The organism is Streptomyces sp. NPDC093111, assembly GCF_040683955.1.
Taxonomy (GTDB): domain Bacteria; phylum Actinomycetota; class Actinomycetes; order Streptomycetales; family Streptomycetaceae; genus Streptomyces.
On record NZ_JBFBNW010000008.1, the window covers coordinates 269333 to 283097 of the forward strand.

The window sequence follows — 13765 nt, forward strand, 5'->3', positions numbered from 1 at the left end:
GTCAGGGCTCGGGTACCGGGAGCGGGCGCTTCTCCAGGGCGGCGGCCATGATCTCCGGGAAGAGGTCGGGGGTGCAGGCGAAGGCGGGGACGCCGAGCGCGGCGAGCGCGGCGGCGTGCTCCCGGTCGTAGGCCGGCGCGCCCTCGTCGGAGAGGGCCAGCAGGGACACGAACTGCACTCCGGAGGCCTTCATCGCGGCGACCCGCTTCAGCATCTCGTCGCGGATGCCGCCCTCGTAGAGGTCGCTGATGAGGACGAGGACGGTGTCGGCGGGGCGGGTGATCCTGGACTGGCAGTAGGCGAGCGCCCGGTTGATGTCCGTGCCGCCGCCGAGCTGGGTGCCGAAGAGGACGTCGACGGGGTCGTCGAGCCGGTCGGTGAGGTCGACGACGGCGGTGTCGAAGACGACCAGGCGGGTGGCGAGCGCGCGCATCGAGGCGAGGACGGCGCCGAAGACGGAGGCGTGGACGACGGAGGCGGCCATGGAGCCGGACTGGTCGACGCAGAGGACGACCTCCTTCTTCACCGACTGCGCGGCCCGGCCGTGGCCGACGAGCCGTTCGGGCACGACCGTGCGGTGCTCGGGGAGGTAGTTCCTGAGGTTGGCGCGGATGGTGCGGTCCCAGTCGATGTCCCGGTGGCGGGGCCGGCTGATCCGGGCCGAGCGGTCCAGCGCGCCGGTGAGGGTGGCGCGGGTGCGGGTCGCGAGGCGCCTCTCCAGGTCGTCGACGACCTTGCGGACGACGGCCCGCGCGGTCTCCTTGGTGGTCTCCGGCATCGCCTTGTTGAGGGAGAGCAGGGTGCCGACGAGGTGGACGTCCGCCTCGACGGCCTCCAGCATCTCGGGCTCCAGGAGGAGCGTGGCCAGTCCGAGCCGGTCGATCGCGTCGCGCTGCATGACCTGGACGACGGAGCTGGGGAAGTACGTCCGGATGTCGCCGAGCCAGCGGGCGACGGAGGGCGCGGAGCCGCCGAGCCCCGCCGAACGGTCACGGCCGGCGTCCCCCTCCCCCTTCCTCCGGTCGTAGAGCGCGGTGAGGGCGCCGTCCATGGCGGCGTCGGTGCCGGAGAGGGCGTGGCCGGTGCCGTCGGCCGCGCCGCCGCCGAGGACGAGCCGCCAGCGGCGCAGGCGCTCGCCGTCGGGTCCCTGCCGGTCGGGGCTGAGGGTCATGCGGGGGCCTCCGTGCCGAGGATGAGGTGCAGCAGGGGCAGGACGCCGTCGGCGCGCTCCTGGTCGGGGTCGGTGGCGAAGCCGGGGGCCGTGGCGGTGGCCGGGGTGGGGCCGCCGGCCGAGGGGCCGCGGGCGGCGAGCTCGCCCAGGGTGCGGCGCACCCCGGGCTCGTACGCGGAGAACGTGCGCCGCAGCAGGGGCAGCACGTCGGTGAACGCGTCGGCCGGTACGCCGCCGAGCCAGCCGTCGACGAGGGCGAGCAGCCGCTCGTCGTGGACGAGGAGCAGCCCCCCGCCGGAGGCCCCGCCGACGAAGCCCTCGATCCAGGCGGCGGCGTCGGCGGGCGGGGTGCCGGGCGACAGCGCGAGCCCCATGAGCCGAGCCGCCTCGTCCTCCGGAAGCCGCCCCTCGTCGAGCAACAGCCGCGTGGCCCGCCCTCGCAGCACCCCCGGCACCCGCTCCCGCCCGGCGAGCCGCCGCAGGACCCCGACCCAGCGCTCGGCGGCGGGGGGGCCGGCGGGGGGCTGGGGGGTGTCGGGCTGGGGGGTGTACGGGAGAGGGGCGCCCGGCCCGGGTACGTCCGGCCGGGGAGCGGCCGGGAGAAGGGCGATCGCTGTGTGGACGTCGTCCAGGTGGGCGCGCATCTCGGTGGCCGCGTCCGTGTCGAGGCCGGTGCAGGCCGGTGGGAAGCCGACGCATATGCGCTCGGCGAGTCCGGCGGCGACCTCGCGGAGCGCGGTGGTGTCGGTGGCGCGCACGTCGCCGTAGCGGAGGGAGCGGGCGAGGGCGGGCAGCGCCTGGGCGAGGTGGGCGACGTCGGTGTCGAGCGCGGCGCGGTCGGCGAGCGCGCCGAGGACGGCGGGCAGGGCGTCGGCGAGCCCGGCGAGGAGGCACTGCTCGGCGAGGGCGGTGAGCGCGGCGAGGTCCCGGGCGGCCCCGGCGCGGGCCTCGGCCCGGGCGGTGGCGGCGGCCTCGACGGTGGTGCCCCACACGCCGGCCTCGGCGACCTGCACGTGCAGCTCGGGCTCCCAGCGCAGCCGCCAGCTCTCCCGGAAGGTGCCGGTGGAGGCGCGGCCCGCGGCGGGGGTTCCCCAGTCGACGCCGAGCAGCCGGAGCCGGTGGAGCAGCCGGCTGCGGGCGGCGTCGTTGTCCTTGCGGAGGTCGAGCTCCAGCTCGCGCGGCTCGGCCTCCGGCTTGAGGCGCAGGCCGCGCTGGAGCCGGGCGAGGTCGCGCTGGAGCGGCACGGCGGGGGCGGCGTCCGGGACGGCGCCGAGGACGTCGCCGACGACGAGCCGGTCGCGGACCAGGTCGAGGGGGACGTCGGAGCCGTCGCACATCACGGCCCGGACGGCGTCGGTGGTCTCGCCGAGTCCGGCGAGCGGGCGTCCGCGCATCGCGGCGAGGGTGTCGGCGAGGCGGACGGCCTCGATGACGTGGGCGGGGGAGACCGCCAGGTCCTCGGCCCGCAGCAGCCCGGCGACCTTGGTCATCCACCGTTCGAGCGGGCGGTCGGGGGCGGTGAACAGGTGCGCGTACCAGCCGGGCGCGTCGATGCCCGCGCCGTAGCCGGAGCGCCGGGCGAGCCGGCGGTGGGTCCAGGGCACCCAGGTGAGCTCGGTCCTGACCTTGGGCAGTCCCTTCAGGAGGGCCCGGTCGGCGGTGACGGTGGTCGCGCGGCGCAGCGCGGGCACGTGCCAGGCGCCGCAGACGACGGCGAGGTCGTCGCCGTACTCCTTGCGCGCGGCGCGCAGCCGCAGCCGCATGTGCGCCTCGCGCACCAGGTCGCGCGGGTGTCCGCCGTGTCCGTACGCCTCGCGCAGGGCGCCCATGGCCTCGGCGAGGGCGTCGAAGGGTGCGAACGGGTCGGTGGTGCCGCGCAGTTCGACCACGTCCTCCCACCAGCGCTCGGCGTCGTCGTACCCGGCGGCGCGGGCCAGCTCGGCGACGGGGTCGACGCGCAGGCCCTGGCCCCTGCCGTCCTCCTCCGCGGCCGGTTCGGGGGCGGCGAGGGTGTGGGCGGCGGGCAGGTCGACGAAGCGGACCTCGGCGCCGTGGTCGAGGGCCCAGCGCAGGGCGACCCACTCGGGCGAGAACTCGGCCATCGGCCAGAACGCGGCGCGTCCCGGGTCGTCCACGGCGTGCGCGAGCAGCGCGACGGGCGGCCGCATCCCCTCGTCGGCGGCGAGCGCGACGAGCGCGTCGGCCTCGGGCGGGCCCTCGATCAGGACGGCCTTGGGCCGCCCCGCCTCCAGGGCCGCGGCCACCGCCCGGGCGGACCCGGGCCCGTGGTGCCGCACCCCGAGCAGGAGGGGCCCGGGCGCGGGCCCCGGCGGGGCGTCGGGTCGGGTCACGCCGTCACCTCGCGGCAGGCGCGGTAGAGGTCCTTCCAGCCGTCTCTCTCGCGGACGACGGTCTCCAGGTACTCCTGCCACACGACGCGGTCGGCGGCCGGGTCGCGGACGACGGCGCCGAGGAGGCCGGCGGCGACGTCGGCGGGGCGGAGCACGCCGTCGCCGAAGTGCGCGGCGAGGGCGAGGCCGCCGGTGACGACGGAGATCGCCTCGGCCGTGGAGAGGGTCCCGGAGGGGGACTTGAGCCTGGTGCGGCCGTCGGTGGTGACCCCGTCGCGCAGTTCGCGGAAGACGGTGACGACCCGGCGGATCTCCTCGACGCCCTCGGGCACGGCGGGCAGGTCGAGGGAGCGCCCGATCTGGTCGACCCGCCGGGCCACGATGTCGACCTCGGCGTCGGGGGTGGCGGGCAGCGGCAGCACGACGGTGTTGAAGCGGCGGCGCAGGGCGCTGGACAGCTCGTTGACGCCCCGGTCGCGGTCGTTGGCGGTGGCGATGAGGTTGAAGCCGCCGACGGCCTGCACCTCCTGGCCCAGCTCGGGGATCGGCAGGGTCTTCTCGGAGAGCACCGTGATGAGGGTGTCCTGGACGTCGGCGGGGATGCGGGTGAGCTCCTCGACCCGGGCGGTCATGCCCTGGGCCATGGCGCGCATGACGGGGCTGGGCACGAGCGCGTCGCGGCTGGGGCCGTGGGCGAGCAGCCGGGCGTAGTTCCAGCCGTACCGGATGGCTTCCTCGGGGGTGCCGGCGGTGCCCTGGACGAGCAGGGTGGAGTCGCCGCTGACGGCGGCGGCCAGGTGCTCGGAGACCCAGGTCTTGGCGGTGCCGGGCACGCCGAGCAGCAGCAGGGCCCGGTCGGTGGCGAGGGTGGTGACGGCGACCTCGACGATGCGGCGCGGGCCGACGTACTTGGGTGTGATGACGGTGCCGTCGGGCAGCGTGCCGCCGAGGAGATAGGTGGCGACGGCCCACGGCGAGAGCCGCCAGCGGGTGGGGCGCGGCCGGTCGTCGGCGGCGGCGAGCGCGGCGAGTTCATGGCCGAAGGCGTCCTCGGCGTGCGGCCGCAGCACCTCGCCGGCGGTACCGGCGGTGCGCGCGGCGGTGTCCGTGGTGGTTTCGGGCAGGGTCATGGGTCCCCCTCCAGATCGTTCGACCTGCTGTGCGAACCACGGTGCACCATGCCACTGACAATCGGCCCCGGCGGTCGGACCGGCCGTGGAATCCGCAGGTGAGGGTGTTTGTCAGTGGAGGGTCGTACGGTCGTTCCCATGGACGATCAGGGGGCGCTCTGGACGGCTGATCAGGTGCTGGCACTGGCTCCTGACGAAGCCTCACGCAGAGCGGGAAGCAAGCTGGGCACGGCCGGTCCGTGGTCCGGCGCGGGCAGCGGCGGCCACGGGGCCGTCTGGGGCCTGTGCAAGGGCAGCGGCAGCACGCCGTACCGGACGGTCGTGGACACCACGGGCCCGGCGTACCAGTGCAGTTGCCCGAGCCGGAAGTTCCCGTGCAAGCACGCGCTGGGGCTGCTGCTGCTCTGGTCCGGCGGCGACGTGCCGCGGGACCCGGACGCCGCCGGGGCGCCCGAGTGGGCCGAGACCTGGCTGGCGGGCCGGCGGGACCGGGCGGAGACGGCCAGGACCACCGTGGAGCCGGGTCCCGCCGACCCGGAGGCGGCGCGCCGCCGCGCCGAGCGGCGGGCGGCCCGGATCAGCGCGGGGGCGCGGGAGTTGGAGCAGCGGCTGGCCGATCTGCTGCGCGGGGGGCTCGCCGCGGCGGAGCGGTCGGGGCCCGCGCTGTGGGAGGAGACCGCGGCCCGCATGGTCGACGCGCAGGCGCCGGGCCTCGCGGGCCGGGTGCGGGAGCTGGGGGCGGTGGCGGGCTCGGGTCCCGGCTGGCCGGTGCGGCTCCTGGAGGAGTGCGCGCTGACCCATCTCCTGGACCGGGCCTGGCTGTCGGCCGACCGGCTGCCCGGCCCGCTGGCGGCGACCGTGCGGACCCGGGTGGGGCTGACGGTCCCGCCGGACGGCCCGGTGCTGCGGGACCGCTGGCTGGTCCTCGCGCAGTACGACGCGGCGGACACCCGGCTGACGACCCGGCGGATCTGGCTGCACGGGGAGGCGAGCGGGCGCACGGCCCTGCTGCTCTCCTTCGGCGCGGGGGGCCGCGCCCCGCAGCTCGCCTTCCCCGTCGGGGCGGTGCTCGACGCGGAGTTGCGGCCCCACGAGGGCGGCGGCGGGCTGCGCGCGGAGCTGGTCGAGCAGTTCGGCGTCCCCGCGCCGTCCGGTCCCCCGCCGCGCGGCGGGACGGTCGGCGCGGCCCTCACGGCGTACGGGCGGGCGCTGCGCGACGATCCATGGCTGGACGCCTGGCCGGTGACCCTGGCCGGTGTCGTGCCGGCCCGCGCGGAGTACGGCTGGCAGCTGGCGGACGCCCGGGGCGCGGAGCGGGAGGCGGTGCCGCTGACCCGCGCCGCCCAGGACCGGCCGGGCCTGTGGCGTCTGGTGGCCCTGTCGGGCGGCGCGCCGCTCACGGTCTTCGGCGAGTGCGGGCACCAGGGCTTCACCCCGCTGGCCGCCTGGTCCGGGGACGCCCCAGGGGAGACGGTGCCGCTGGTCTGACGCCCGGCACCCGCCCCGATCCGTCTCGGAACCCACTTCTGGAGGAGGCCATGGTGGCCAAGGACGCCTGGGAAGAGCTCGTCACGTCGGCGCTGCTGGGCACCGACCGCAGACCGTACGGGAGTGCCTCCGGGGAGGCGGCGCCCGTCGCGCTGCTCGACGCCGCCGCCGTGCACACCGTACGGCGCCGGGCGGGGCTGCGGCCCGGTCCCGCCGCGCCACCACTGGAGGCCGCGCCGGAGGACGGGCGCAGACCGCTGCCCGAGGCGGCCCGGCGCCGGCTGGCCCGGCTGCTCGCCGGCCGGGCCGCGCCCGCGCCGTCCGGGGGGCGGCGCGGGGCGACGCCCGATCTGACGGAGCTGCTGCCGCAGTGGCTGGCCGCCGCGCACGAGCGGGGCTACCGCGCCCCGGCGGCGGCCCTGCCCGCGCTGCTCGACGCGGCCCGCGCCCGGACCGATCTGCGGCCCCAGGCGCTGGCCTTCGCCGGGCCCCGGGGGCTGTGGCTGGCCCGGCTCAACCCGGAGTGGAAGTTCGCGCTGCGCGGTGCGGGCGGCGGTGGCGCGCTGCCCGACCCGGGGGACGCTGAGGCCGTGTCGGCCCTGTGGGAGGAGGGCCTGTTCGCGGAGCGGGTGGCCTTGCTGACCGCGGTGCGGGCGCGGGACGCGGCGGCCGGGCGCGCGCTGCTGGCCTCGACCTGGGCGACCGAGCGGGCGGAGGACCGGCTGATGTTCCTGGACTCGCTGCGCGCGGGTCTGTCGGGGGCGGACGAGGAGTTCCTGGAGGCGGCCCTCGCGGACCGCAGCCGCAATGTGCGCGCGACGGGCGCCGAGCTGCTCTCGGCGCTGCCGGGGTCGGCGCTGGCCGGGCGGATGGCGGAGCGGGCCGCGTCGTGCGTGTCGCTGGACCGTACGCAGGGGGCGACGGCGATCGTCGTGGAGGCGCCGCACGAGTGCGACGCGGGCATGCAGCACGACGGGGTGACGGCCACGCCGCCGACCGGCCGGGGCGAGCGTTCCTGGTGGCTCGGCCAGCTCGTCGAGGCCGCGCCGCTGGGCTGCTGGCCGGCCCGGTTCGGGGGGCGGCGGCCCGAGGAGATCGTGGCGCTGCCGGTCGCCGACGACTGGCAGGCCGAGCTGCACGCGGCCTGGTGCCGGGCGGCGGTGCGGCAGCGGGACGCGGAGTGGTCGCGGGCCCTGCTGGGCGCCCCGGCGGCCCCGCAGGCCACCGGCCCCGGCACGTCCTCGCTCGCGGAGCGGGCCAAGCTGCTGTCGACGCTCCCGCAGCAGGAGCGGGCCCACTGGGTGGCCTCGTTCATAGCGGCGCACGGCCTGTCGGAGGCGTTCCAGCTGCTCGGGGTGTGCACGGTGCCGTGGGCGGGGGCGCTGGGTCGGGCGGTGGTCGACGCCCTGGACATCGCCCGGGACGCGGGTAGCTACCCGTGGAGCTTCAGCGGGGTGATGGGCCTCGCCGAGCGGTGCCTCTCCCCCGAGGCCGCACCGCAGCTCGCCGCGCTCACCACCCTCCCGGCCGAGCCGGAGGACGCGTCCCCGGGCGCCGGCGGCTACTGGTCGGAGGCATTCCAGCGACTCGTGGCGACACTGGAACTACGGGCGGCGATGCACGCGGAACTGACGGAGACCTGAGGGCACGAAACCCGAAGTACGGGACCACGGGTGCGAGAAGGGCGGGCGGCGCGTCCCGCGCGCCGCCCGCCCTTCTCGTACCCGGGTCGTACCCGGGTCTCGGGTCCCGTGGTGTCGTTACGCCGCCACGCGGACGTTCGCGTTGACCCACGCCACGATCGAGCCGGTCGTCGCGCCCGGGGTGAAGATCTCGGCCACGCCCTTCTCCTTCAGCGGCGCGATGTCCGCCTCGGGGATGATGCCGCCGCCGAAGACCTTGATGTCCTCCGCGTCGCGCTCCTTCAGCAGCTCCAGCACCTTCGCGAACAGCGTGTTGTGCGCGCCCGAGAGGATGGAGAGGCCGATCGCGTCGGCGTCCTCCTGGATCGCGGTGTCCACGATCTGCTCGGGCGTCTGGTGGAGCCCCGTGTAGATGACCTCCATACCGGCGTCGCGCAGCGCCCGCGCGATCACCTTGGCCCCGCGATCGTGGCCGTCGAGACCCGGCTTGGCCACCACCACTCGGATCGGACCGGTCACACCCATCAGTGCCTCCACATGCGACCCCCGCGCCTGGCCGCGGGAAAGTGAACGAACGTTATCGCCAGCATCCCGCAAGCGGCCGTTTCACGGTGGACAGCGAGGGGGAAATCACACGTGGGACATCGTTCGCTCCGCGAAGGAGCCGCCACGGGGTCGCCGGATCACCGCGCCGCCAGCCGCACGGCACGGAGGTGCGGCGCACCTCCGTCCCGGGACGGAGGCCGACGATGGAGCTCACCCCCACCGACGTCGCCGACCGGGTGAAGGCCGCCGCTCTGGAGCTGGCGGTCCTCGCCGGACACCTGGTCCTCTACCCCTCCGGGCTCGTCGCCGAACGTCATCCGCGCCGCCCGGTGGCCGCCGGACCCGCCACGGGTGACACAGGTGACGCGGGTGACGGAGGCGCCGGGAGTGCCGGAGGAGCCGTCACCGGCCGCCCGGTCGTGCTGCTGCACGGCTTCGCTGACAACCGCTCGGTCTTCGTCCTGCTCCGCCGCGTCCTGGCCCGGCACGGCCGGGACTGCGTCGAGTCGCTCGACTACTCCCCGCTCACCGGCGACCTGCGGACCGCCGCCGAGCTGCTCGGGCGCCGGGTGGCGGACATCCGGGACCGGACCGGCCACCACGAGGTCGACCTCGTGGGGCACAGCCTGGGCGGTCTGATCGGGCGTTATTACGTACAGCGGCTCGGCGGTGACGCCCGGGTGCGGACGCTCGTCATGCTGGGCACCCCGCACTCCGGCACCACCTTCGTGCCGCTGGCCGACGCGCACCCGCTGGTGCGCCAGATGCGGCCGGGTTCGGAGGTGCTGCGCGAGCTGGCCGGGCCCGCGCCGGGCGTCCGTACCCGCTTCGTGAGCTTCTGGAGCGAGCTGGACCAGGTGATGGTGCCGGTCGAGACGGCCCGCCTGGACCACCCGGACCTGATCGTCCACAACGTGCGGGTGAGCGGGATCGGCCATCTCGCGCTGCCCGTGCACCCGACGGTCGCGGCCGGCGTCCTCGACGCGCTGGACGCCGACGGCCCGGCCCCGGGAGCCGCGGGAGCCGCGGGTGCCGCGCCCGGGGAGAGCTCGGTGGCCTGACGGACGCCCCCCGGGCCCCGCCCTTCGAACGCTTCTCGAACACAGGGCCAAAGCTGTCTCCGCTACCCGCCGAAAGACGGCCGATTGCCCGTTTCCTGGCGGCTCGAAACCCGCGGAAGATTGTCGGGCGCGCATACCGCCGGGTACAGTCACGCCACTGCTTGACCCCCTGCTGTCGAGGCGAGAGAGAAGTTGTTGGTGAACGACCAGCATCCCCACGCCGGGTACGTCACGGACGGTGCCCAGACCACCGGGAGCTTCACCGTCGACCCACTGTTCGGCAGCTACGACGCCGGTTACGCAGCAGGTCACAGCGCAGGTCAGAGCACGTACGGCGAGCACACCGGGCACACCGGGCACACCGGGTACGCCGAGCACACCGAGTACGCCGGACACGCCCAGTACACCGGGCACACCGAGTACGCCGGGCAGCCCGAACCGCACGGGTACGGCGGCTACGCCGGTCACACCGACCAGAGCGGCCACACCGGGCAGTGGGACACCGGCTCCCACGGCTCGTACGCCACCACCGGCCAGTGGGACGCCACCGCCTGGACCGAGGCCCAGCAGGCCGCCCCGTACGAGGCCGCCGCCTTCGCCTCGTACGACACCACCGGCCAGTGGACGACGCCGGGCTTCGAGACCGGCGGCTACGACCTGACCGCCGTGACCGCCACGGGCACCCTCTCCGACGCGGCCGACGCGCCCGCCTGGGAGCAGGCCGCGACGCCCGAGCCGGTCGTCCCCCAGCAGTACTCGCCGGGCCCCGAGCACACCGCCGAGTTCGAGTTCGACCTCGACGCGTACCCCGCGTACTCCGAGACCGTCCAGGTCCCCGCGTACACCGAGACCACGCAGGTCCCCGTGTACGACCTCGGTCCCGAGGCCGAGGCGGACGCGGACGCGGAGGCGGCCGAAGGGGAGCCGGAGCCCGAGTTCCACGCCTTCCACGACGCCGAGACGATGATCGGCCTCGAAGTCCTCCCCGAGGGTGCCGCCGACGAGCTCCCGCCCGTCGCCGCCCGCCCCGCGCGCCGCTCCACCAATGGCGGCGGCCGCGGCCGGCGCCGTACGCCCGCCAAGCGGTCCGCGCTCCTGACGGTCGCCGTCCCGTCCGCCTGTGTGATGGGCGTCGCCGGCATCGCCGCCGCCTCGGTCGGCGGGCTCACCGACCCCGGCGCGGACACGAAGGACGACACGGTCGCCCTCGCCGCCGCCGACCCGGCCTCCGTCAAGCAGGTCGCCGCCAACAACAAGCTGGACACCCAGCTCGCCGCGCTCAGCGCCGACGCCCGCGACTTCGGCGACCGCGCCAGCCGCACCCAGGAGCGCATCGACCTGCGGGCGCGCCAGGAGGCGGACAAGAAGAAGCGCGAGGAGGAGGCGGCCCGCAAGGAGGCCCTGCGGCCGAAGTTCCTCCTTCCGGTCAAGCTGCACCAGCTCAGCGCCCGCTTCGGCCAGTCCGGCGTCAACTGGATGTCCGTGCACACCGGCATCGACTTCCCGGTGCAGTACGGCACCCCGGTGATGGCCGCGACCGACGGCACCGTGCGCACCCAGTGGAACAGCGCCTACGGCAACATGGCGATCGTGACCATGGAGGACGGCACCGAGACCTGGTACTGCCACCTCAGCAGCACCAAGATCCGCTCCGGCAAGGTCAAGGCCGGCGAGGTCATCGCGTACTCCGGCAACTCCGGCAACTCCACCGGCCCGCACCTCCACTTCGAGGTCCGGCCGAGCGGCGGCGCGGCGATCGACCCGCTGCCCTGGCTGCTCCAGCGCGGTCTCGACCCGACCGGCTGACACCACCCGCGTACGAGGAAGGGGCCCCCGCCGACATCCGGCAGGGGCCCCTTTCCGTGAGCCCTACAGCTTCTCGACCGGCGCGTACCGCAGCAGGAGGCGCTTCGGCTTCTCGTCGCCGAAGTCGATCGTGGCCTGAGCGTCCGCGCCCACGCCCGTGACGCCCATGACCGTGCCCAGACCGAACTGGTCGTGGGTGACGCGGTCGCCGACCTTGAGCGAGATCACCGGCTTGTCGCTGGTCCGCCGGGTGGCGAAGCCCGAGGGGCCGGAGCGGGAGCGGGAGGAGGACAGCGAGGAGGTGATCCCCGAGGTCGGCCCGGCGGGCTTGGCCATGGGGCCGGTCCGCTTCCACTCCAGGTACGCGGCGGGGATCTCCTCCAGGAAGCGCGAGGCCGGGTTGTACGAGGGCTGGCCCCAGGCGCTGCGCATCGAGGAGCGGGTGAGGTAGAGCCGCTCGCGGGCGCGGGTGATGCCCACGTAGGCGAGGCGGCGTTCCTCCTCAAGCTCCTTGGTCTGGCCGAGCGCCCGCATGTGCGGGAAGACGCCGTCCTCCATGCCCGTGAGGAACACCACCGGGAACTCAAGGCCCTTGGCGGTGTGCAGGGTCATCAGGGTGATGACCCCGGAGCCCTCCTCGTCCTCGTCGGGGATCTGGTCGGAGTCGGCGACGAGGGCGACCTTCTCCAGGAACTCGGCGAGGGTGGCGGGCTCTTCGCCGCGCTCCTGCTCGAACTCCAGGGCCACCGCGGCGAGTTCCTGGAGGTTCTCGATGCGGGTCTCGTCCTGCGGGTCGGTGGAGGCCTGGAGCTCGGCCAGGTACCCCGTCCGCTCCAGGACCGCCTCCAGGACGACGGCCGGGCCGGCGCCCGACTCGGCGATGGTGCGCAGCTCCTCCATGAGCGTGTTGAAGCGCTTCACGGCGTTGGAGGAGCGGGCCGCCATCCCGTACGCCTCGTCGACGCGCTTGAGCGCCTGCGGGAAGGTGATCTTCTCGCGCAGCGAGAGGGCGTCGATCATCGCCTCGGCGCGGTCGCCGATGCCCCGCTTGGGGACGTTGAGGATGCGGCGCAGCGGCACGGTGTCCTCGGGGTTGGCGAGGACGCGCAGGTAGGCGAGGACGTCGCGGACCTCCTTGCGCTCGTAGAAGCGCACGCCGCCGACGACCTTGTAGGGCAGTCCGACGCGGATGAAGATCTCTTCGAAGACGCGGGACTGGGCGTTGGTGCGGTAGAAGACGGCGACGTCGCCCGCCTTGGCCGCGCCGGTGTCGGTGAGCCGGTCGATCTCGTCGGCGACGAACTGCGCCTCGTCGTGCTCGGTGTCCGCGACGTAGCCGGTGATCTGCGCGCCGGCGCCCGCGTTGGTCCACAGGTTCTTCGGGCGGCGGGACTCGTTGCGCTCGATGACCGCGTTGGCGGCGGAGAGGATCGTCTGGGTGGAGCGGTAGTTCTGCTCCAGGAGGATCGTCGTCGCGTCCGGGTAGTCCTCCTCGAACTGGAGGATGTTGCGGATGGTCGCGCCGCGGAAGGCGTAGATCGACTGGTCGGCGTCGCCGACCACGCACAGCTCGGCCGGGCCGAGGTCCTCGTACCCGGTGCCGACGAGCTCGCGGACCAGGGTGTACTGGGCGTGGTTGGTGTCCTGGTACTCGTCGACGAGGACGTGCCGGAAGCGGCGGCGGTAGTGCTCGGCGACGTCCGGGAACGCCTGGAGCAGGTGGACCGTCGTCATGATGATGTCGTCGAAGTCCAGCGCGTTGGCCTCGCGCAGCCGGCTCTGGTACATCCGGTACGCCTGGGCGAGCGTCTTCTCGAAACCATCAGCGGCCTGATCCGCGAAGGTCTCCTCGTCGATCAGCTCGTTCTTCAGGTTGGAGATCTTGGCGCTGAAGGACTTCGGCGGGAACTTCTTCGGGTCGAGGTCCAGGTCGCGGCAGACCAGCGCCATCAGGCGCTTGGAGTCGGCGGCGTCGTAGATCGAGAAGGACGAGGTGAAGCCCAGCTTCTTCGACTCGCGGCGCAGGATGCGCACGCACGCGCTGTGGAAGGTCATGACCCACATGGCGTTGGCGCGCGGGCCGACGAGCTGCTCGACGCGCTCCTTCATCTCGCCGGCGGCCTTGTTGGTGAAGGTGATCGCGAGTATCTGGCCGGGGTGGACGTGCCGCGAGCCCAGGAGGTGGGCGATGCGGTGGGTGAGCACCCGGGTCTTGCCCGAGCCGGCGCCGGCGACGATGAGCAGCGGGGTGTCCGTGTGCACGACGGCGGCGCGCTGCTGCTCGTTGAGCCCGTCCAGGAGCGCGGCGGCGTCCACGACGGGCCGGTGGGCGCCGTCGCGGTAGTACGCCTCCCGCTCGGGCGGGGGCGCGTCCCAGTGCTCCCCGAAGAGGGCGTGCGGGACCTCCTCCGCGGCCGGGGCGCCGGGCTCGTGGTCCTCGGGCGGGGGCGGGGGCTCCTCCGAAGAGTGGTTCTGGAGGCTCGCCAGGAAACTGTCGTCAAAGAGGCTGCTCATCGCCTCACGAGTCTAGGACGCCGGACCGACAGTCCGCTGCCGCCTCCGGAAGTGA

At 74.9% G+C, this 13765-nt stretch carries 9 protein-coding genes; 4 read left to right on the plus strand and 5 right to left on the minus strand.

Features of this window, described 5'->3' with window-relative positions; translation table 11 throughout:
- Position 1 precedes the first annotated feature (1 nt).
- The 3 genes from AB0Q96_RS16345 to AB0Q96_RS16355 are packed head-to-tail and all read right to left on the minus strand — an operon-like array spanning position 2 to position 4652.
- Positions 2 to 1171 carry a VWA domain-containing protein gene (locus tag AB0Q96_RS16345; RefSeq protein WP_365325870.1) on the minus strand — a complete coding sequence of 390 codons (1170 nt, stop codon included), beginning with the start codon at positions 1169 to 1171 and terminating at the stop codon, positions 2 to 4.
- Complete coding sequence (locus tag AB0Q96_RS16350; RefSeq protein WP_365325872.1) at positions 1168 to 3522, minus strand: DUF5682 family protein; 2355 nt, start codon at positions 3520 to 3522, stop codon at positions 1168 to 1170. The genes AB0Q96_RS16345 and AB0Q96_RS16350 overlap by 4 nt, the downstream gene beginning before the upstream one ends.
- Positions 3519 to 4652: an AAA family ATPase gene (locus AB0Q96_RS16355; RefSeq protein ID WP_365325874.1), complete on the minus strand. Its 1134-nt coding sequence runs from the start codon at positions 4650 to 4652 to the stop codon at positions 3519 to 3521. The genes AB0Q96_RS16350 and AB0Q96_RS16355 overlap by 4 nt, the downstream gene beginning before the upstream one ends.
- A gap of 138 nt (positions 4653 to 4790) precedes the next feature.
- Between AB0Q96_RS16355 and AB0Q96_RS16360 the strand changes: the two genes are divergently transcribed.
- Both AB0Q96_RS16360 and AB0Q96_RS16365 read left to right on the plus strand, forming a co-directional pair.
- Positions 4791 to 6140, plus strand: a complete 1350-nt coding sequence (locus AB0Q96_RS16360; RefSeq protein ID WP_365325876.1) for an SWIM zinc finger family protein — start codon at positions 4791 to 4793, stop codon at positions 6138 to 6140.
- Positions 6141 to 6190: 50 nt separating this feature from the next.
- The gene (locus tag AB0Q96_RS16365) at positions 6191 to 7783 is read left to right on the plus strand and encodes a DUF5691 domain-containing protein (protein ID WP_365325879.1); all 1593 of its coding nucleotides are present in this window, start codon (positions 6191 to 6193) and stop codon (positions 7781 to 7783) included.
- Between the two features lie 117 nt (positions 7784 to 7900).
- On the opposite strand, the gene AB0Q96_RS16370 is transcribed toward AB0Q96_RS16365, so the two are convergent.
- A complete protein-coding gene (locus AB0Q96_RS16370; protein ID WP_365325881.1) occupies positions 7901 to 8308 on the minus strand; it encodes a cobalamin B12-binding domain-containing protein in 408 nt (135 codons plus the stop codon).
- A gap of 224 nt (positions 8309 to 8532) precedes the next feature.
- Between AB0Q96_RS16370 and AB0Q96_RS16375 the strand changes: the two genes are divergently transcribed.
- Together AB0Q96_RS16375 and AB0Q96_RS16380 are read left to right on the plus strand one after the other, a co-directional pair.
- Positions 8533 to 9390, plus strand: a complete 858-nt coding sequence (locus AB0Q96_RS16375) for an alpha/beta fold hydrolase (RefSeq protein WP_365325883.1) — start codon at positions 8533 to 8535, stop codon at positions 9388 to 9390.
- Between the two features lie 198 nt (positions 9391 to 9588).
- Positions 9589 to 11196: a M23 family metallopeptidase gene (locus AB0Q96_RS16380; protein WP_365325885.1), complete on the plus strand. Its 1608-nt coding sequence runs from the start codon at positions 9589 to 9591 to the stop codon at positions 11194 to 11196.
- A 63-nt stretch (positions 11197 to 11259) separates the two neighbouring features.
- Here the strand turns inward: AB0Q96_RS16380 and pcrA are convergent, their stop codons facing one another.
- Entirely contained in the window at positions 11260 to 13710 is a 2451-nt protein-coding gene (gene pcrA / locus AB0Q96_RS16385) for a DNA helicase PcrA (protein WP_365325887.1), read from the minus strand.
- Positions 13711 to 13765: the final 55 nt, after the last annotated feature.